This window comes from Chryseobacterium sp. NFX27, assembly GCF_049887855.1.
Classification (GTDB): domain Bacteria; phylum Bacteroidota; class Bacteroidia; order Flavobacteriales; family Weeksellaceae; genus Chryseobacterium.
The window spans coordinates 124,671-144,129 of sequence record NZ_JAGEKK010000007.1 but is presented as its reverse complement, the minus strand read 5'-3'; the positions used below and the strand labels follow the sequence as shown (position 1 = coordinate 144,129).

Here is a 19,459-nt window from a genome sequence, read left to right as displayed (position 1 = left end):
CGGAAAAGGAGGCCTGTAAAATCTAAAATTATGATGATAACCAATTGGTTAGGATTTTTTTACTATTCTTAAATTTTTGTATGTTCCGGCTTTGTTAATTTTCTTTTTCTCAAAAAGTAGACAACTGCACCCAATATTAACAAGAGCGGCCATATCGTGATAAGTCCTACCGCGATCTTTTGAATCAGGTAAAATCCTTCTACAAATGCATTTTTAGCGTCATAAATAAAATTGAACTTGTATTTATTGTCAATGTTTCTGGTATTGGTTACCGCAATCTCTGCAATACGGAGCTTAGGCTCCTTGATGTAAATATCTACGGTGCTGTATTTAATATTGTCGGTAGTGTCCATATTGGCAAGCTGCTGCAGGTTTCCTTCCGCCATATTATCGTTGTCCAGCTTTACTTTGTCTTTATTGGTTTTCAGTTGTTCAATGTTTTCACCCGTCTTTTTAATTCTTTTACCTTCCATTTCTGCATACCTGATGTTGGAGGTTACATCTTCAGCATTGATAATTCTGGAATTAAGGAAGAGTTTTTTATCATTGATGATCACAAGAAGCTCACCTAGTTTTTCTGCAGGAACACGTACCTGCATCGTATTTTCCGTCTGATACTTTTTTATCAGCATGGCATCGTCACTGGAAGTGTTATATGTATCCTCAGACATTATATTGCTGTGAAGATTGCTGTGGGTAACAAATCCTCCAAGGTCCTGAACCGATTTTTCAATGGAGATCGTTGCTTCATATACGTCTTTTACTTCCATATTCACGTCTGCTGTTTTGATGAACCGTTTATCTTTAACAGTCATGGTTGCTGCAGATGAAACACTGTCTGATATAGCTACAGCTGCAGAATCCGCTACGGCATAGTCTGCACTTTCGTCAGAAGACACTTCTCCTTTTTTACATGAATAAATGCCTAATAAAAGTACTGCCGATAATGATAGTTTAATGTAAGTCGTTTTCATAGCATTGATTTTTGTGGGTTTTCTTAGGTCAAAGTTCAGCCAGGATCCTTTGTAATATTTGAAAATCCGGCGTAAAAAGTTTGTAAAGAAATATTTCTATTTAATAATTTGAAAATGAGTGTTTTGTAAAATAAATAGAAAGAGAGTAGTTTGTTTTCGGAGCAGTTTTTGCTTAACTTTTACAAATCAATCTCAAAATATTACTATGTCAAATCCCTTTTCCAAAATAAGAAACGCGATAGAATTATTCAGATCCATAGATTTTGACCAGCTGAATGCTATTTCTCAAAAAGTTGATCTCCCGAAGCTGATGCAGAATTTCTCCAAACTGGATGATAAACAGCTGAACGGAATGATGAAAATGCTCGATCCCAATAAGAAAAAGAAAGAGCTTCCGCCAATTGATGGTGACTTCTATGATATTTACCATACACTGACTCCTGAGCAGCGTGAAATTCAGCTTAAAGTACGGGCATTCATGGAAAAAGAAGTGAAGCCTCTGGTAAATCATTATTGGCTGAGAGACGAATTTCCTTTTGAACTCATTCCGAAATTTCAGAAACTGAACATCTGTGGTGTCACTTATGAAGGATACGGCTGTCCGGGAATGCCCTTTCTGATGGAAGGGGTCATTGCTATGGAAATGGCTAGAATTGATGCTTCTATTGCTACATTCTTTGGAGTACAGTCGGGTCTTGCGATGGGATCTATTTATATCTGCGGATCAGAAGAGCAGAAGCAGAAGTGGCTTCCACAAATGCAGAAATTCGAAAAAATAGGAGCTTTTGGTCTTACAGAACCTGAAGTGGGTTCCGGAGCAGCAGGCGGTCTTACCGTGACCTGCAAAAAAACAGAAGAAGGCTGGATCCTTAATGGCCAGAAAAAATGGATCGGGAATGCAACATTTGCAGATTTGATCATCATCTGGGCAAGAGATCTGGACAGCGGTGAAGTGAAAGGTTTCATTGTTGAAAAAGACAATCCGGGCTATTCCGTAGAAAAGATTAAAGGAAAAATGGCATTAAGGATCGTTCAAAACGGACTGATCACTTTAAAAGACTGTGTGGTGACCGAGGAAAACCGTTTGCAGAAGGCAGATTCATTTAAAGATACCGGAAAAGTTCTGCGTATGACCCGTGCAGGAGTGGCATGGATGGCTACAGGCTGTGCAAGGGGAGCTTACGAAAGTGCATTACAGTATACCAGAACCAGAGAACAGTTCGGGAGACCTATTGCTTCATTTCAGATGATCCAGGGGCATCTGGTGGAAATGCTTTCCAATCTTACAGCCATGCAGACTATGGTCTTCCGGCTTTCGGAGATGCAGGATGAAGGGATTTTAAAAGACGAACATGCATCACTGGCCAAAGTTTTCTGTACTTTAAGAACCAGGGATATTGTTTCCAGAGCGAGAGAAGTGATGGGCGGAAACGGTATTCTTCTTGAATACGACGTGGCAAGGTTCGTGGCAGATGCCGAGGCCATTTATTCTTACGAAGGAACTAAAGAGATCAATTCATTGATTGTGGGAAGATCAATTACAGGATTCAGCGCCTTTGTATAAATCCTTATGTGAATGGTGAATAGTCAGCTAATTGACTATTCACCATTCGTAATAACTTCCTAACTAATCAAAGCTTTATATTTCTCCCTGTTGTCAATAATCATCCAAAGATTAATCAGAAACAGGACTCCTGCCATGGACATTCCCATGGTGGATTTGTCTATTGTGAACACGTGAACCACAATTCCCACCATTACGGGTAAAATAACAATGGCTCCTAATGCTCTTGTTTTTGGAAAAATGAATAATAACCCGCCAATAATTTCTACAATTCCCACCAGAGGCATCAGCCAGTGAATTTCTCCAAATGCTGCAAAAAGTTTCATTTGCTCAGGCGTTGGCTTTTCCATTGGCATATAATTAAAGAATTTGTTTAATCCGGCATTGATAAACATGAGCCCGAAAAGAAGGGCAAAGATAAATTTTACGATTTTCATGATTGATGATTTTATATCAAATGTAAAACAAAAATGGTATTCGTTCGGCTGTTTTTTATAAAATTTGTTAATGTTATAAATTTATCCCCATGTTTGGAATAATTTCTGATTTCATTTAATATATTTGCTCTACAAATCAAACTAAACAATCGTATTATGCTGAAAAATCTTCAAAAATTAAATCGTGAGAATTTAAAGAAAGTTCATGGCGGAGGAAGGTCTCCTATCTGTGATATAGGACCGGAAGGCTGTCCGTGTATAATTCCTCCCGGAGATCCTTGTTTAGGAGGCCCGGGTGGTGGCGGTGGCGGTGAGGACTTGGGATACTGTCCTGACAGCCAGACCTATATCCCGTGTAACCAGACTTGTCCTGACGGGAGGGACCCATTCTGTGCGCTATAAAATCAACTATAGAGGCTGTCTCAATTGAGACAGCTTTTTTTATTAGTCATAACAGACACTCAATAATAAGCATTATAATTCATTACTCATTACTCATTACCCATTGCTCATTGTTAACGGTCAGTCCATTTCCTTCAGTGTAATATTCTTAGAAATCTTATAGCTCTTTTTCTTTTTATGAGGCTTTTCTTCCTCTCCGAGCAGTTTGCCCCATGGTTTTAAGCCATCTACTCTTTCAAAAATAATTTTAATGATTGCAATAGCCGGAATACAGAGAAACATTCCTGCGATTCCCCAAAGATGCTCACCTAAAATAATTCCGATGAAAGAAAACAGAGCGTTGATCTTCACTTTTGAGCCTACAACAAACGGAAGTACAATGTTTCCGTCGATGATATGTATGGCAATATATCCGATGGCTACATACACACAGCTGGAAGGAGTACCGGTTGCAAAGGCAATAAAACATGATATTAAGAGAGAAATACATATTCCCAGGTAAGGGATTACATTTAATAAGCCCGTCAGAATAGCCAGGAGTATGGCATACTTTATTCCTAAAACAGTAAGGAGGATGGTGCAGAGAACCGAAACGATCAAAACCTGCAGACAAAGCCCGAAAATATATTTTTTCGTCATGACTCTGATCTCGTTAACCACTTCCTGCACACTTGCTTTATGTTTTTCGTTAAAAACGGTTACGATGAAGTTATTAAGAACCCTTCTGTAATTTAAAATAAAAATAAAGAACAGAGTGAAAAATACAATAAAGCCGAAACCGCTTGAAAATATTCCAAACGTAAAACCAAGAATTACCCCCGAAGAAGAAAGCAGTTTATTTAAGCCCTGATTAATATAGTCCAGCTGCTCATTTATCTTTACATTGAATGTTTTTGAAATCCAGTGCTGCAGATTACTGAAAACAGTCGTCACCTGATCCCTTAGGTGAGGAAGATCCTTACTGAAATCAGAAAGTTGTGACCCGAAAAAATAAATAAGTCCGGATAAAATAGCCAGCATGATAAAAACCGAAGTCATTGTTGAAATAGATCTCGGAAATCTTAACCTTCTTTCCATGAACGTGGCCGCCGGAAGAAAGAGCATGGCCATTAAAAAAGCTAAGAAGAAAGGGGCTAATATACTCTGTCCCAATGCTAACAGGTAGCCCAGGCCAATGATGGAAATAACGACAAGTGTAAGATTAACAAGAAAAGGGAGTCGAAGAAAATTCATAATTTTTCAAATCTGTTGCATAAAAATAAGAAAACCCATCTAATTATGGGATTCTTTTCGTTTAATTAACATAATTCTTTTTTAGCCGAAGATGCTTGATAATGTCGTGTGGTATGTCTTTCTTTAAATGCAACTCGGCTATTTTATTAATGCCAAAGATTTTCTGCTTTAGAAATCTCATGCAGATTTCTCAGATGGCACAGGTTTACTTATTCTGCTAAAGAAAAATCGTAGATTTTACAAAACTTAAGTGTTCTTCCTGTGTGCTATGTATATAACTTAAAATTACTTAAGTGTTAAAGAAACTTTTAAATCTTTTACGGTTAAATTAAAAAACGCGCCCCAGACAAAAATCTGAGACGCGTTTCCTTATTGAGAGTTGATATGTTCTGAATTATTTTTCGATCGCAAAGTCGACTACTTCCTCCATTCTGTTCACATAATGTACAGTGAGGTTTTTCAGATAATCTTTTTTGATCTCTTCTACATCTTTTCTGTTGGCTTCACAAAGAATTACCTCTTTTATTCCTGCTCTGGTTGCAGCAAGAAGCTTTTCTTTGATCCCTCCTACAGGAAGAACTTTTCCTCTTAGCGTAATTTCACCGGTCATTGCAAGATGAGGTTTTACTTTCTTGTTTTTAAATGACGAAACCATTGAGGTCAGCATGGCAATACCTGCAGAGGGTCCGTCTTTCGGGGTTGCCCCTTCCGGAACGTGAACGTGGATGTTTTTCTTATCCAGCTCTTCCTGCGCTATTCCGAGTTCGTCATGTTTGGCTTTGATATATTCCAGGGCAATGGTTGCAGATTCTTTCATGACCGTTCCTAAGTTTCCGGTCATGGTAAGACTTCCTTTTCCGTTGCTTAAAATACTTTCAATGTATAAAATATCTCCACCTACACTTGTCCATGCCAAGCCGGTTACTACACCCGGAACACCGGTAATTTCAGACAGGCTTTTCGGCCTTGGAACGCCTAGAATTTCATCTATCTTTTCAATGGTGATCTTTGGATCGTATTCTTTCATCAGCGCAGTCTGAAGCGCAACCCATCTTGCAATGGATGCAATCCTTTTTTCCAGGGTTCTTACACCGCTTTCGGAAGTGTGTGCTTCAATGATATGTTTAAGTTCAGGATTCCCAAGTTTGAATGATTTTCCATCCAATCCGTTTTCTTCCTGTTGCTTTTTGATCAGATGTCTCTTTGCAATCTCTGTCTTTTCTTCCATCGTATAGCCCGCAATCTGAATGATCTCGGTTCTGTCTAATAACGGCGTCTGAATGGTGGAAAGTGAGTTTGCCGTAGCAATGAACATCACCTTAGACAAATCGTAGCCCATCTCCAGGAAATTATCATAGAAAGATTTATTCTGTTCAGGGTCAAGAACTTCCAGAAGAGCAGAACTTGGATCACCGTGAAGTCCCTGAGCTATTTTATCAATTTCATCAAGAACAATAACCGGGTTGGAAGTGCCTGCTTTTTTGATAGATTGCAGGATTCTTCCCGCCATAGCTCCGATATATGTCTTTCTGTGTCCACGGATCTCACTTTCGTCGTGAAGTCCACCCAGAGATAATCTTACATATTTTCTTCCCAAAGCATCAGCAACCGATTTTCCTAAAGATGTTTTTCCTACTCCCGGAGGCCCTACAAGTAAAAGGATAGGAGATTTCATGTTGTTTTTTAGCTTTAAAACAGCCATGTGTTCCAGAATTCTTTTCTTAATGTCTTCCAGCCCGAAGTGAGCTTTATCCAAAGTTTTTTCAGCCTTTGCAATATCAAAAACATCTTTTGTATAGGTTTCCCACGGAAGATCCGTGAAGAAATCAAGATAATTTCTCTGAACGTTATAATCCGGAGAATTCGGATTCTGGCGCTGCAGCCTGCTGATCTCTTTCTGGAAATGATCTTCCACTTCCTGACTCCACTTTTTTCTTCTTGCTTTATTGATAAGATCTTCAACATCACTTTCCGGACCGCCTCCCAGCTCATCCTGAATAGTTCTTATCTGCTGATTCAGGAAATATTCTCTCTGCTGCTTGTCAAGATCTTTTGATGTTTTCTGATGGATCTGGTTTCTTAACTCCAGTTTTCGGAAATCCTCATGCATCATTTCATAGCACTTGTTGGCTCTTTCCATCAGGCTTTTCTCCTCAAGCAGCTTTTGCTTTTCTATAGAAGGAAAGCTTGCATTAGTACAGATGAAATTCAGAAGATCATCATTATTATTGATATTCTTGATGGCAAAATTAGCCGCATTCGGAATGTTAGGATCCAGTTCAATAATCTTTAAGGCCAGATCTTTGATGTTTTCAAGTAAAGCCTCATATTCTTCCTTGTTTTTCGGACGGGAATCTTTTAGTTTTGTGATTTCTGCTTTAAAATAAGGTTGGTTTTGTACGATTTTTTTTATTTTAAATCTGTGGAAACCCTTAGTAATAGCTGTAATATTGCCTTCTGGAAGTTTAATGATCTTAATGATCTTTGCTAGTGTACCGGTCTGATACATATCCCTTTCGGCAGGCTGCTCAAGATCTGAGTTTTTCTGGCTTACGATTCCAATGAACTCACCATTTTTCTGTGCTTCTTCAAGAAGCTGTATCGATGTTTTTCTTCCTGCAGTAATAGGAATTACCACATTTGGAAACATGACCATATTTCTTACGGGAAGTATAGGGAATATTCTCTGTTCGGAATTCTTATCAGTTTCCGAAAAGTCTGAAAGATTGATCTCTTCTGCTACAATGTCAAACCCATCGCTGATCATTTCCTCTAAACTAATATCTTCAAATTCTGTCATAGTTAATCAAATGACAAATTGTCATCTTCGTTTTAAATCGTTAAAATGATATTTTACAAAATGCGCTGAAAACGTGCAGCGTATTATAGTTCTCTAAATTGCACAATACCTATGCCATTTGTTTTTTGCTAAAAAATATGGTCAAAATTTCCTTTTTTTAATAATCTTTCATTTTAAAAATTAAAATAAAGGAGTTCTGCTTCTCTAATTTCTTAAAAATGTGTATTTTCGCAAACTGATAAAAAACTATAATATATAAAATGGCAATTTTAGGACAGATTAGGAGTAAGCCTTGGCTTTTGATGGGAGTGATCGCATTGGCGCTTTTAGCGTTTCTGGTAAACCCCGACAGCATCGACAAGGTTTTTGGAAAAAATCCTGATGTTTTAGGAAAAGTAAACGGTGAGAAAGTCACCCGCGAAGAGTTCAATGATCAGCTTTTCGTACTGCAGCAGCAGGCTGAGCAACAGGGCCGTCCAAAAACGGGACTTGAAGAGCAGGCTTGGCAGTTACTTGTACAATCTAAACTTATCAAGCAGCAGTTTGAGAAATTGGGATTTGAAATGACTGATGATTACTTCTGGAATCAGATCCAGTACGATCAGATGTTCGCCCAAAATCAACAGTTCTTTGATGAGAAAGGTAATTTTAAAACTCAAGAGCTTAAAAAAGAGATTGAAACATTAAAGAACACCAATCCTGAAGGCTACAACCAGTGGCTTAAAACCAGAAAAACTGTGGAATACAGATTGATGGCAAGACAGGTGTTTACTAATATTTCTGCAGGGATCACTACTGGTAAAAAAGAAGCTGAAGAGATGATGAAGCAGAGAGATCAGTTGGCTGACATTGATTTTGTAAAGATCGATTATGCTGCCTACCTTCAGAAAACAAAAATCAACGTTACTACGGCAGACCTTGAAAACTACATCAAGCAACACCCGGTAATGTTTAAAGTAGAACCTAGCAGAAATATCGGACTTGTATATTTCCCTTCTAAACCTAGCGCGGCAGATGATGCAGCGGCTCAGAAGGAAATCAATAAGCTTTTCTCAGGAGGTACTGATGCAAGCGGAGGAACAGAGAACTTCCAGAATACAAAGAACGACTCAATGTTCATTATGGCTAATTCTGATATGCCTTTCAACAACCAGTATGCAGCGCCTGCCCAATTGCCTCAAACGATTCAGGGGCAAATTACAACGGCTGCTATCGGACAGACTTTCGGGCCTTACAAAGAGCAGAATTTCTATGTGGTTTCAAAGCTTTTGGATAAGAAGACTTCAGATTCTACATTGTCAAGACATATCCTTATCGCTTTCAAAGGAAGCCCTGCAGGAGAAGGAGTAACAAGATCTAAAGAGCAGGCTAAGAAATTGGCAGACTCTATCGGAGCTATTGTGAAAGCAACACCTGCAAAATTTACAGAGTTTATCAAAATGTCTAATGACCCGAGCTCTGCAGCACAGGGAGGAAGCCTAGGATGGACTACCCCGGAAACTCCTTTTGTTCCGGAATTCCTTACTTATTTGGCTAATAATCCTAAAGGTGCAACGGGTGTTGTAGAAACACAGTTCGGATATCATATCATCAATATTGAAGATAAAAAAGCAGGGGCAATGAGCTATAAAGTAGCTAACCTTGTAAAAGAAGTGAAACCTTCAGATGCTACAGAAGCTGAATCTGATAAAAAAGCAAGAAGATTCATTCAGCAGATTCAGGGGAAATCTTTCAACGATTTCGTGAATATTGCCAAAAAAGGAAACTATCAGTTCTCCAACCCGAAATCAGCCAAAAGATTTGACGGACAGCTTCAGGGACTTGGTACTGATAAAGACGGAGAAATCTTAGCTTGGGCTTTCGATAAGAAAAGAAGTAAAGGAGATACAGAATTCTTTACTGTAGAAGGTACGGGAGATAAAATCGTAGCCTACCTTAACGGAAAACAGGAAGCAGGTCTTGCAGATCCTGAATCTGTAAGAGATCAGATTGAAGTGATCGTTAAAAATAAATTGGCAGCTAAACAAATCTCTGATAAAATTGCCGGAGCTAAGGCTTCAGGCTTAGATCAGATTGCAAAAATGTTTGGTTCAACAAAACAAGCGGCTCAGGTTAATATGCTTAACCCTTCAGTAGCCGGTGCTATGGAACCTAAAGTTGCCGGTGCAGCTTTTGGGGTTGCAAAAGGTAAACTTTCTAACCCTATTGAAGGTGGAACGGGAGTTTATGTACTGATCAAAAAATCAGAAACAGTAAACAAGCAGCCGGGTGACCTTAAGCAGTTTACAGAATCTATTACCCAGAGAAGTGCAAGCATGTTCGGACAGGCTTGGATGAAAAGTCTTCAGGATAATGCAGATATCGAAGATTACAGAATCGAAATCTGGAACAAGCTGGGAAATCAGCAACAGTAAGAAATTAATTTTTACAGATATAAAAGCGGCAGAATTTTCTGCCGCTTTTTTGTATTTAACGCAGAACAATAAAGAAAAAGATTAATTTAAAATGTGTTATATTTGCTCATTAGAAAAAATTTAGCAAGTGAAGTTCAGTAAAGAATTAAAAGCTGGTGTGATTGCACTTTTAGCTATTGTAGGCTTTGTGTTGTTGTTTCAATTCATGAAAGGCAGAAGTCTTTTTACTACCGATAATATATTTTACGCAAAATACGATAATGTGGAAGGGCTGGCACAGTCATCCGCGGTTTCCATTAATGGTCTGAAAGTAGGTCAGGTCGATAAGATCATTCCTAGAACGGCAAAAGACGGAAAGATCAGTTTTGTAGTGAAAATTACGGTAGATGACAAGTTCGAGTTTTCCAAAAATTCAACCCTTGAAATCTTTGAACCCGGCCTGATGTCAGGAAAAGAAATGAGAGTGAATCTTATGTACGGAGGGCAGACTGCAAAAGACGGAGATACGTTACTAGGTACTTTCAAGCTGGGAACTTTGGGAAGTCTTTCTTCTCAGGTGGGTCCTGTTAAAGATCAGTTACAGACTGTTCTGCATAGGGTAGACTCTTTGATGTCGAATGCAAACCAGGTGGTCAATGCACAAAACAGAGAAGAGATCAGAGCCCTGCTTACCAATCTTAATAAGACGGTAGGTGCTCTACAAACTACAGCAGGAAGTGTAAATACTCTTGTAGGAAACAATGATCCTAAACTTCAGAAAGTACTGGATGACGCAAGCCTTACCATGCAGAGTGGGAAGGTGACATTAGATAAATACGGTAACCTTGCAGAAAGCATTGATACTAAAAAACTGAATGCAACAATTGCCAGTTTGGATGCTACCGTAGGAAAACTTAATCAGGTAATAGCAGGAGTCGACAACGGACAGGGAAGCTTAGGAAAGCTAATGAAGGATGAGCAGCTGTACAACAATCTGAACTCTGCCTCTACTAACCTGAATTCATTGATTGAAGACATGAAAGCAAACCCTAAGAGATACATCAATTTCTCGGTTTTCGGTAAGAACAATAAAGACTAATCACCTTATGCAGTACATCGATAACATTATTTTTCTGATCTTATTAGTTGCCGGATTCGGGCTGTTTGCCAAAAGCCTGCAAAAGATTTACAGAAATATCAGGTTAGGAAGAGAAATCAACAGAAGCGACAGGAAAGCCGAGCGCTGGGAAACCATGGCCCGAGTGGCAATGGGCCAGAGCAAAATGGTAAAACGTCCTGTAGCAGGTATTCTTCACCTTTTTGTATATGTTGGGTTTGTTATTATCAATATTGAATTAATAGAAATTATTGTTGACGGAATCTTTGGAACTCACCGGTTCTTAGCTTCCATTTTTGGAGATAGTTTCTACAACTTCTTTACAGCGACATTAGAAATACTGGCTCTTTTAGTCATCATTGGAGTCGTTGTTTTCTTTATCAGAAGAAATTTCTATGGCGTTAAAAGGCTTAATATGAAAGAGCTTTTTGGCTGGCCTAAAAACGATGCCAACTGGATTCTGATCATAGAATTCGCTTTAATGGTAGCCTTCTTCAGCATGAATGCTTCAGAATCTGTTTTACAGGCGAGAAATGCAGAAGGTTTTCATCATATAGGTTCTTTCCCCATCAGTCAGATGCTTTTTGTTCCCATCCTGGAAGTATTTAGCTTTGACAATGGTTTCTTGGTTTTTGTTGAAAGAAGTGCATGGTGGTTTCATTTTGTGGGGATTCTTTTCTTCATGAATTATCTTTATTATTCAAAACATCTTCATATCATTCTAGCGTTCCCAAGCACATGGTTTGCAAACCTTGATAAAAAAGGGAAATTCAATAATCTTGATTCCGTAACCAAAGAAATCAAGCTGATGATGGACCCTAACGCAGATCCCTATGCTGCACCGGCAGAAGGAGAAACAGCAGATGCTCCGTCTAAATTTGGAGCAGAAGATATATTTGATCTTGACCAGGTACAATTGCTTAATGCATACTCCTGTACAGAGTGTGGAAGATGTACCGCTGTATGTCCTGCCAATATCACAGGTAAAAAACTTTCTCCGAGACTGATCCTGATGAAAACAAGGGACAGACTCGAAGAGGTAGGCAGAAATATAGATAAAAACGGAAAATTCGAAGACGACGGCAAGAAGCTTCTGAATGATTATATTACCAAAGAAGAACTTTGGGCGTGTACTACTTGTAACGCCTGTACAGAAGCTTGTCCAGTGTTGCTGGATCCGCTTTCTATTATTTTCGAAATGAGAAGATTCCTTGTTATGGAGCAGTCTGCTGCACCTCAGGAACTGAATCTGATGATGACAAATGTAGAAAACAATGCCGCTCCTTGGCAGTATAACCAGGCAGACCGTCTGAACTGGGCTAATGACTAAACTCGGAAAAGATGAAAAAACTATTCTTTGTCTTTGTCATTCTGCTTTCAGGTCTTGCGCTGGCCCAGAATGCTGATCAGAAAAAAATCCTTGAAGATTCACAATCATTCATGTCCATGTTTCAAAAAAGAAACTATGACGGAATGCTGGATCTTACCCATCCCGGCATTTTTGAAAAAGTAGACAGGCAGACCATGACCAAAACTTTCAAAATGCTGCTTGAAGGAAACGATGAATTTAAAATAGAGATCCTGGATCCAAATAAGAATACTTTTAGCGTTTCTGATATTTTCACCACAAAGGAAAATACAAAATATGCTTTCACGACTTATCCGATGAAGATGAAAATGACTTTTCTGAAAGAGAAGTTTGATGAAAGTAAAAAGAAAACTGTGATCAGCATGATGGCAGTTCAGGGAATGGATGCTAAATTTTTAGATGACAGCTCACTGGAAATGAGTAAGCAGGCCATGATCATCGCTCTGAACGACAAGGGTACAGGAAATACATGGAAATATCTGAACTATGATGAGGCCAATCCCCTGTATGTGTCTGTAGTTCCGGTAGAAGTGATGAAAAAGGCAAAGGAATACTACGCTGATTTTTTAATTAAACAAAAAGAAAATGCAAATTAAAACAATGGCAGAATATGCTGCCGAAGGAAAGTCCCCGGAAGTTTTATTTTGGGTTGGCTGTGCCGGAAGTTTTGACGACCGCGCCAAAAAAATTACAAAAGCATTTTGCAAGATATTAAACAAAATAGAAGTTGAATTTGCAGTTCTGGGACCAGAAGAAAGCTGTACCGGAGATCCCGCAAAAAGAGCAGGAAACGAATTTGTTTTTCAGATGATGGCCCTTACCAATATTGAGGTCCTGAATGCCTATGAAGTGAAAAAGATTGTAACTGCCTGCCCTCACTGCTTCAATACGCTGAAAAATGAATATCCAAGCTTGGGAGGTCACTATGAAGTAGTTCACCATACCCAATTCCTTAAGACATTACTGGAAGAAGGAAGGCTGAAAATAGAAGGAGGTGCTTTTAAAGGAAAGAAGATCACTTTCCATGATCCCTGCTATCTTGGAAGAGCTAATAATGAATATGAGGCTCCAAGAATCCTTCTAGAGAAGCTGGATGCAGAGCTTGTGGAAATGAAGCGATGCAAGACCAACGGTCTGTGTTGTGGAGCAGGAGGTGCACAGATGTTCAAAGAGCCTGAAAAAGGAAATAAAGACATCAATATCGAAAGAACGGAAGAAGCCTTGTCTTTTGAGCCAAAAGTCATTGCTACAGGATGTCCTTTCTGTAACACGATGATGACGGACGGTGTCAAACATTTTAACAAAAATACAGAAGTAGCTGTAAAAGATATTGTAGAACTTCTTGCAGAAGCTGAAGATCTGTAAAATTACATAAAAAGAAAGGTAAAACTCAGGCTTGTGTCTGGGTTTTTCTTTATCATAAACTCAGGAATATTTCTTAATTTTATACTTTAAATTGACAGGATATGAAAATTGATGAATCCAGCATAGTAGAAACCAGCGACTACAGAGTTATTATATACCCGGCATCCAGACCTTTTGAAACCAAAGAGGCTAAAGCCATCACTGAAAAACTTTTCGATTTCCTGGCGAGCTGGGCGGCACATGGAAAACCACTTTCTTCATCTTTTAAGATTGAAAAAAATCAGTTTATCGTGGTGTGCGTGGATGAAGAGAAAGAAATGGCTTCAGGCTGCAGTATTGATGCCTTAGGAAAGATCATGCGCGAAATCGATGAAGAATACCAACTTGGACTTTTCGACAGAATGAAAGCGAGTTTTGTACAGGACGGACAGATAAAGACACTGAAGCTTCAGGATTTTAAATCTCAGCTGAGAAGTGGTGAACTGCCAAAAGATATTCAGGTTTTTGACTTCTCTAAAAATACATACCTGGACTTTTTAAGCCACTTTTTACTGCCATTGGAAAAAAGCTGGGCTGCAGGTATTGCTTAAAGGGTAGCAGGTAATCAGTCAGAATTAGGTTGATTAGTTCGAAAAAGACTGCTGTTTGATGTCAATCTGAAAGAGTCTTTCGGGAATATTCATTTCATCAAAAACTGAAGTGGGTAATTTGTCTTTTATAAAAATAGCACACATTGTATTTTTTGGGTGATAAAGATATGGGTGATTTTCTTTTCCCGTGCCGTCTAATATCGCTCTGAAAACTTCATAACGAATATTTTGAGGGTTGTATGCGTAATCATGCCAAACGACAATAGAATGTTCATGAGTCAAATGCTCGAAAACTTTTTTAGTGTCATGAAGAACCATTTCATAACTGTGATCGCCATCAATAAAAATTAAATCGTATTTTTTATTAAGTGAACTGAACTCAAAGTTTTTGGTATTAGCATCCAGATGAAGAATTTTTGGGTTTTTGCCTGAAAGTATTCCATGTTGTTCCACATACCTGGGATTCCAGCCCATCTCCTGCATCTCCTTTTTAGACAGGTTAATGGTTGTACAATCATCAATCTGTTTGGCAACATTGTGTACGCTTTCTCCGCGCCAGGTTCCTATTTCCAGATAAGAATTAACCTCTTTTCTTCCTGCAATAGTGGTAAGTAGCTGTAAATCTGTTATTAATGAGCTGCCATCCAGCAAGAAACTTTCAATTGTTCCGGTAACTTCGTGATTCAGATCTTTTACATCTACTTGGGGTAAAGCTATAATCCGGGGGTAATATTTTTTAAATTTATTTTCAGCCTCAATTTTACTGTTCAGAATAAGATTAACCAGACTCGGATTTTTGAGAATTATTCGGATAAAAGATAGAAATTTATTAATTTTAACCATTATTTTGAAAGTTCAGTTAATTGAGTTTTCACAAAGATACATCTAAATAAAATTTTGAAAAGAAAAAAAATACTGTTTATTTCCTCATGGTTTCCCAATAGAATTGAGCCTACAAATGGAAACTTTGTTCAGCGCCATGCGGAAGCGGTTGCAAAAATTCATGATGTTGAAATACTGCATGCAATTGGTGATTTTAACCAAGAACAGGAGTATTTGGAAGATGATCAGATAATAAATGGTATTAGAACGTGTATTGTTTACTATAAGAATTCAAAAAATCCTGCTCAAAATTTTTTAAGGAGAATGAAAGCTTACAGAATGGGTTTTTCTAAGATGCAGATGCCGGATTTAGTTCATGCCAATGTGATGCACAATTCTATGCTTTTTGCTGTTTATCTTAAAAGAAAATTTAAAATACCGTTTGTAATCACTGAACATTGGACGGCCTTGAGAGAAGTTAATCATCATCATACTCCTTTTATTACAAAATATATTGCAAAACTTATTGGAAATACTGCCGACAAAGTTCTGCCTGTAAGCAACGACTTAAAAAAAAGTTTAAAAAAAATTGGAATAAAGACTACAATAACAGTTATTCCAAATGTTGTTGACACTAAACTTTTTAAACCAGGAAAAGAATCATCTACTGACTTTACATTTATTCATGTCTCTAATTTAATTCCGAGAAAAAATTCCGAAAAAATACTAAAAGTAGCATTAAAACTCTTGTTGAAGGGGTATCAATTTAATTTGCAGCTGGGAGGTGACGGTGATATTGATAAATTGAAAGAGGAAGTAAGAAATGCAAAAGCTGAAAACAGAATTGAAATTTTCGGGATACAAACTATATCTCAGATAGCAGAGCGAATGCAGAAGTCTGATTGTTTCATTCTTTTTAGTGATGATGAAAATCAGCCTTGCGTTATTGCGGAAGCATTTGCCAGCGGTTTACAAGTAATATCAACAAATGTTGGAGGTATCAGCGAATTCTTCCCTGAAGATGCTGGAATTTTACTTGAAAAAGTAGATGAAAATCAGTTATTTTCAGCAATGCGTGTAATTTTAGAAGGGAAGAGAAAGGATAATATGTTTTCTGTCTCTCAATATGCAAAAGATACATTTTCAGAAGAAATTATTGCACAGAAGTTTTCCGAAGTTTATGATGACGTTTGTAAAAATTCAAACTCATGAAAAGCCTGAAAGATTTTCTAAGGAGTTTTTTTGATAATCATGGACATTACGTTTTCTTATCTTTTCTGATTGCTAAAATTTGTGGTTTCGCTGGTACTTTGCTGGTTATCAGATTGCTTCCTGAAAATGAATTTGGAGTCTTAAGTATCGTTATTTCTGTTCTCACTATTTTTCTTCCATTCACGGGTTTTGGAAGCGGGCAGGCTTTAATGAGATTTGGATCTATTTCATCTGATGAACATGAAAAACGAAAAATATCTTCCTATTTTTTCTTTAAAGGAATTCTATTTGAAATCTTACTAACTGTATTATTTCTGAGTGTGGCCTTTTTTTATTTTAATAAATATGAAGACATTTTCCTCATTTTTGTTTTCTGTGCAGTTAGATTGGGTGGCTTTTATTTTGTTAACCATATTCAGGTTTTTTATCGTATTACGGGAAAGAACCGAACGTTTGCAAAAATTAATAATGTTGTCAATATTGGAGGGTTACTTTTAATTCTTGTTCTCACTTATTTCTTTAAGCTTTATGGCTACCTGATCGCAATTGCCGTTACTCCCTATCTTTCATTATTTTGGCTTACAAAAGATATTTACTCATTTCGTCAATTTATTCCTAAGAATTACAGAGAAATGTGGAAATACGGTGGATTTACGGCTGCAACCTCTCTTATTTCAGATACCATGTTCTCCTTAGACATTCTTTTACTTGGCTTTTTAATGAATGAAAGTGCTGTTGCCAATTACCGTGTTGCCATTCTGATACCCTCCAATATCACATTTTTAGCCATCAGTTTTTTACAAAGCGATTTTCCGTTACTCTCTAAAAACTATCAGAATAAGGCGTTTTTAACGTCTTACATAATTAATTTCCACAAAGTATTTATACCTGTTTGTATTGGTATATTTATTTTCTTTATATTTTTTAATCAATATATCTTAAAATATTTTTTCGGAACTGCTTATATTGATAATTCGGATTTACTGATGGTTTTATTAATAGGATTCAATGTAGGAATGCTGACCAGAAATCTTTATGGTAATCTTCTTCCGGCAGTCGGGAAAATTGAGATTAATACCTGGGTTGGAATAGCTTCTCTTATTTTCCTCGCAGTGGCTGCTTATTTATTAATGCCCATCTATGGAGTCTTAGGAATGGGGATTGCCATGACGGCTACCATACTCATATCAGGATTTTCTTATCTTATTTTTTTCTTTTTGTATCTTAAGAAACTTCCTTAATTACAAATCTTTATTACCTTTGTCTTATGAAGAATTCAGTTTTTCGATTATTATTTGTGCTTTTTGCATTGGTTAGCTGCGGAAGCGATGACGATTCTTTACAGAGAATTGATCAGATCATGAACATCTATATCAAGAACAGTGCAGGACAAGATCTGCTGAATGCCAAAAAGGCAGGGTCTTACACCAGTTTTTCTGTGAATGATGTGAATGGAACAACAGATTTGGCTCCAGTGTCTGTTCCTCTTAAAATGACAACAGATTCCTTATATTATTTTGAATATATTCAAGGCGCTAAAAGAATTATAAAAGACTCTATAAGCCCTGAAAATAGAACATACAAATCGAATCTGACTTTTTCACTTAACAGAATTGTGGATAATCAGACGGTTACCGTTACTGATGCCGTTGAAATCCGTTACCGATGGACGCCATCAGTATTCCAGGTTTCTGAGGTTCTTTACAATAATCAGGTTGTATTTACCAAAGCTGCAGATGCACCCAATGCTATAAATACCATTACTATCATAAAATAATTTAAATTTGCAAAACTGTTAGCTTAGTATTTTAAGTTAATATCTAATATTTAACATCTAAATAAAATGTTACAAGTCAATTTTTTGCGCGACAATAAAGAACGCGTTTTAGAAGGTCTGAAAAAAAGACAATTCAAGAATCTTGGGTTGGTAGACGACGCTGTTGCTACTGACGACGAAAGAAAAAGAATCCAGTTTGAATTAGATTCCCAGCTTTCCGAGATCAACAAAATTTCCAAGGAAATTGGACTTTTGATGAAAGAAGGAAAGAAAGAAGAAGCGGAGTCTGCAAAATCTAAAACAGCACAATTCAAAGAGTCGAGTAAAGAACTGCAGTCCCAATTAGATGCAACAGAAAAAGCTTTACTGGATATTTTATACCAGATTCCAAATATTCCGTTTGAATTAGTAAAAAGCGGATCTTCTGCAGAAGACAACGAGAATATCTTCCAGTCTCACGATGTAGAAGGGCTTGGAGAAGGTGCTATCCCTCACTGGGAGCTTGCCAAGAAATATAACCTGATCGATTTTGAACTTGGGGTGAAAATCGCAGGTGCCGGCTTCCCTGTTTATTTGGGTAAAGGGGCAAGACTTCAGAGAGCTCTCGTTCAGTATTTCTTAGATAAAAACGTTGAAAAAGGGTATATGGAGGTCAACCCTCCTCACGTTGTGAATGAGGCTTCAGGTTACGGAACAGGACAGCTTCCTGATAAAGAAGGGCAGATGTACCACATTGGTCTGGATGATCTTTATTTAATTCCTACAGCAGAAGTTCCTGTAACGAATCTTTATCGGGATGTTCTGTTAGAAGAAAGAGATCTTCCGATTAAAAATACAGCTTTCTCTCAGTGCTACAGAAGAGAAGCGGGAAGTTACGGAGCTCATGTAAGAGGTCTGAACCGTCTTCACCAGTTTGAAAAAGTAGAGATCGTAAGACTTGAAAAGCCAGAGAACTCTTATGCCGCGCTGGAAGAAATGGTAGAACATATTAAAGAGATCCTTACAGATCTTGAACTACCGTTCAGAGTGTTAAGACTTTGTGGCGGAGATATGGGTTTCACTTCAGCAATGACCTATGACTTTGAAGTATGGAGCGCAGCTCAGGAAATGTGGCTGGAAGTAAGCTCTGTTTCTAATTTTGAAACATTCCAGGCCAACCGTCTGAAATGCCGTTTCAAAACAGATGGAAAATCTCAGCTGGTGCATACCTTAAATGGTTCTGCAATGGCTCTTCCAAGAATTATGGCTGCATTACTGGAAAATAATCAGACAGAAGAAGGTATCAGAATTCCTAAGAAAATTGCAGAATATGCAAGATTTGACCTGATCAACTAGAATAGTATTTCTATATAATAAATAATCCCCTTTCAGCTTTGGAAGGGGATTATTATTTTTTGTTAATAT

The 19,459-nt window shown here is 37.7% G+C and carries 17 protein-coding genes; 12 read left to right on the top strand and 5 right to left on the bottom strand.

Features of this window, described 5'->3' with window-relative positions; translation table 11 throughout:
- Positions 1-68: 68 nt before the first annotated feature.
- Positions 69-974, bottom strand: a complete 906-nt coding sequence (locus J4Q03_RS09920; RefSeq protein ID WP_426048030.1) for a DUF4349 domain-containing protein — start codon at positions 972-974, stop codon at positions 69-71.
- Between the two features lie 205 nt (positions 975-1,179).
- Here J4Q03_RS09920 and J4Q03_RS09915 point away from each other — a divergent pair, with 205 nt between their 5' ends.
- On the top strand, positions 1,180-2,538 hold the full coding sequence (locus tag J4Q03_RS09915) for an acyl-CoA dehydrogenase family protein (RefSeq protein WP_426048029.1): 1,359 nt from the start codon (positions 1,180-1,182) through the stop codon (positions 2,536-2,538).
- 59 nt (positions 2,539-2,597) lie between these two features.
- On the opposite strand, the gene J4Q03_RS09910 is transcribed toward J4Q03_RS09915, so the two are convergent.
- Positions 2,598-2,975, bottom strand: coding sequence for a MauE/DoxX family redox-associated membrane protein (locus J4Q03_RS09910; protein WP_426048028.1), 378 nt, complete (start codon positions 2,973-2,975; stop codon positions 2,598-2,600).
- A gap of 156 nt (positions 2,976-3,131) precedes the next feature.
- Between J4Q03_RS09910 and J4Q03_RS09905 the strand changes: the two genes are divergently transcribed.
- A complete protein-coding gene (locus J4Q03_RS09905; protein WP_426048027.1) occupies positions 3,132-3,377 on the top strand; it encodes a bacteriocin-like protein in 246 nt (81 codons plus the stop codon).
- A gap of 120 nt (positions 3,378-3,497) precedes the next feature.
- Here J4Q03_RS09905 and J4Q03_RS09900 read toward each other — a convergent pair whose 3' ends face one another.
- Positions 3,498-4,610 carry an AI-2E family transporter gene (locus J4Q03_RS09900; protein WP_426048026.1) on the bottom strand — a complete coding sequence of 371 codons (1,113 nt, stop codon included), beginning with the start codon at positions 4,608-4,610 and terminating at the stop codon, positions 3,498-3,500.
- A 394-nt stretch (positions 4,611-5,004) separates the two neighbouring features.
- Positions 5,005-7,410: an endopeptidase La gene (gene lon, locus J4Q03_RS09895; RefSeq protein WP_426048025.1), complete on the bottom strand. Its 2,406-nt coding sequence runs from the start codon at positions 7,408-7,410 to the stop codon at positions 5,005-5,007.
- A 260-nt stretch (positions 7,411-7,670) separates the two neighbouring features.
- Here lon and J4Q03_RS09890 point away from each other — a divergent pair, with 260 nt between their 5' ends.
- The 6 genes from J4Q03_RS09890 to J4Q03_RS09865 all read left to right on the top strand — a co-directional run bounded on the left by J4Q03_RS09890 (position 7,671) and on the right by J4Q03_RS09865 (position 14,244).
- A complete protein-coding gene (locus J4Q03_RS09890) occupies positions 7,671-9,824 on the top strand; it encodes a peptidylprolyl isomerase (RefSeq protein ID WP_426048024.1) in 2,154 nt (717 codons plus the stop codon).
- A 127-nt stretch (positions 9,825-9,951) separates the two neighbouring features.
- Entirely contained in the window at positions 9,952-10,902 is a 951-nt protein-coding gene (locus J4Q03_RS09885; RefSeq protein WP_426048023.1) for an MlaD family protein, read from the top strand.
- 7 nt (positions 10,903-10,909) lie between these two features.
- Complete coding sequence (locus J4Q03_RS09880) at positions 10,910-12,250, top strand: 4Fe-4S dicluster domain-containing protein (protein ID WP_426048022.1); 1,341 nt, start codon at positions 10,910-10,912, stop codon at positions 12,248-12,250.
- Positions 12,251-12,261: 11 nt separating this feature from the next.
- A complete protein-coding gene (locus tag J4Q03_RS09875) occupies positions 12,262-12,885 on the top strand; it encodes a hypothetical protein (RefSeq protein WP_426048021.1) in 624 nt (207 codons plus the stop codon).
- Complete coding sequence (locus tag J4Q03_RS09870) at positions 12,875-13,654, top strand: (Fe-S)-binding protein (protein WP_426048020.1); 780 nt, start codon at positions 12,875-12,877, stop codon at positions 13,652-13,654. The genes J4Q03_RS09875 and J4Q03_RS09870 overlap by 11 nt, the downstream gene beginning before the upstream one ends.
- A 101-nt stretch (positions 13,655-13,755) precedes the next feature.
- Entirely contained in the window at positions 13,756-14,244 is a 489-nt protein-coding gene (locus J4Q03_RS09865; protein WP_426048019.1) for a hypothetical protein, read from the top strand.
- Between the two features lie 33 nt (positions 14,245-14,277).
- Here the strand turns inward: J4Q03_RS09865 and J4Q03_RS09860 are convergent, their stop codons facing one another.
- On the bottom strand, positions 14,278-15,087 hold the full coding sequence (locus J4Q03_RS09860; RefSeq protein WP_426048018.1) for a class I SAM-dependent methyltransferase: 810 nt from the start codon (positions 15,085-15,087) through the stop codon (positions 14,278-14,280).
- Positions 15,088-15,141: 54 nt separating this feature from the next.
- Between J4Q03_RS09860 and J4Q03_RS09855 the strand changes: the two genes are divergently transcribed.
- The 4 genes from J4Q03_RS09855 (at position 15,142) to serS (ending at position 19,390) form a co-directional block, all read left to right on the top strand.
- Positions 15,142-16,278, top strand: coding sequence for a glycosyltransferase family 4 protein (locus J4Q03_RS09855; RefSeq protein WP_426048017.1), 1,137 nt, complete (start codon positions 15,142-15,144; stop codon positions 16,276-16,278).
- Positions 16,275-17,519, top strand: coding sequence for an oligosaccharide flippase family protein (locus J4Q03_RS09850; protein ID WP_426048016.1), 1,245 nt, complete (start codon positions 16,275-16,277; stop codon positions 17,517-17,519). Before J4Q03_RS09855 ends, J4Q03_RS09850 begins: the two co-directional genes overlap by 4 nt.
- 26 nt (positions 17,520-17,545) lie before the next feature.
- Complete coding sequence (locus tag J4Q03_RS09845) at positions 17,546-18,055, top strand: hypothetical protein (RefSeq protein WP_426048015.1); 510 nt, start codon at positions 17,546-17,548, stop codon at positions 18,053-18,055.
- Positions 18,056-18,121: 66 nt separating this feature from the next.
- Positions 18,122-19,390 (top strand): serine--tRNA ligase, encoded by a 1,269-nt coding sequence (serS, locus tag J4Q03_RS09840; RefSeq protein WP_426048014.1) that lies wholly within the window; start codon positions 18,122-18,124, stop codon positions 19,388-19,390.
- Positions 19,391-19,459 lie beyond the last annotated feature (69 nt).

Excerpts from the sequence above, each read along its gene's own strand:
- J4Q03_RS09910 (WP_426048028.1), bottom strand. The coding sequence starts at position 2,975 with ATGAAAATCGTAAAATTTATCTTTGCCCTTCTTTTCGGGCTCATGTTT.
- J4Q03_RS09850 (WP_426048016.1), top strand. The coding sequence starts at position 16,275 with ATGAAAAGCCTGAAAGATTTTCTAAGGAGTTTTTTTGATAATCATGGA.
- J4Q03_RS09920 (WP_426048030.1), bottom strand. The coding sequence starts at position 974 with ATGAAAACGACTTACATTAAACTATCATTATCGGCAGTACTTTTATTA.
- serS (WP_426048014.1), top strand. The coding sequence starts at position 18,122 with ATGTTACAAGTCAATTTTTTGCGCGACAATAAAGAACGCGTTTTAGAA.
- J4Q03_RS09860 (WP_426048018.1), bottom strand. The coding sequence starts at position 15,087 with ATGGTTAAAATTAATAAATTTCTATCTTTTATCCGAATAATTCTCAAA.
- J4Q03_RS09870 (WP_426048020.1), top strand. The coding sequence starts at position 12,875 with ATGCAAATTAAAACAATGGCAGAATATGCTGCCGAAGGAAAGTCCCCG.
- J4Q03_RS09845 (WP_426048015.1), top strand. The coding sequence starts at position 17,546 with ATGAAGAATTCAGTTTTTCGATTATTATTTGTGCTTTTTGCATTGGTT.
- J4Q03_RS09900 (WP_426048026.1), bottom strand. The coding sequence starts at position 4,610 with ATGAATTTTCTTCGACTCCCTTTTCTTGTTAATCTTACACTTGTCGTT.
- lon (WP_426048025.1), bottom strand. The coding sequence starts at position 7,410 with ATGACAGAATTTGAAGATATTAGTTTAGAGGAAATGATCAGCGATGGG.
- J4Q03_RS09880 (WP_426048022.1), top strand. The coding sequence starts at position 10,910 with ATGCAGTACATCGATAACATTATTTTTCTGATCTTATTAGTTGCCGGA.
- J4Q03_RS09890 (WP_426048024.1), top strand. The coding sequence starts at position 7,671 with ATGGCAATTTTAGGACAGATTAGGAGTAAGCCTTGGCTTTTGATGGGA.
- J4Q03_RS09875 (WP_426048021.1), top strand. The coding sequence starts at position 12,262 with ATGAAAAAACTATTCTTTGTCTTTGTCATTCTGCTTTCAGGTCTTGCG.
- J4Q03_RS09905 (WP_426048027.1), top strand. The coding sequence starts at position 3,132 with ATGCTGAAAAATCTTCAAAAATTAAATCGTGAGAATTTAAAGAAAGTT.
- J4Q03_RS09865 (WP_426048019.1), top strand. The coding sequence starts at position 13,756 with ATGAAAATTGATGAATCCAGCATAGTAGAAACCAGCGACTACAGAGTT.
- J4Q03_RS09915 (WP_426048029.1), top strand. The coding sequence starts at position 1,180 with ATGTCAAATCCCTTTTCCAAAATAAGAAACGCGATAGAATTATTCAGA.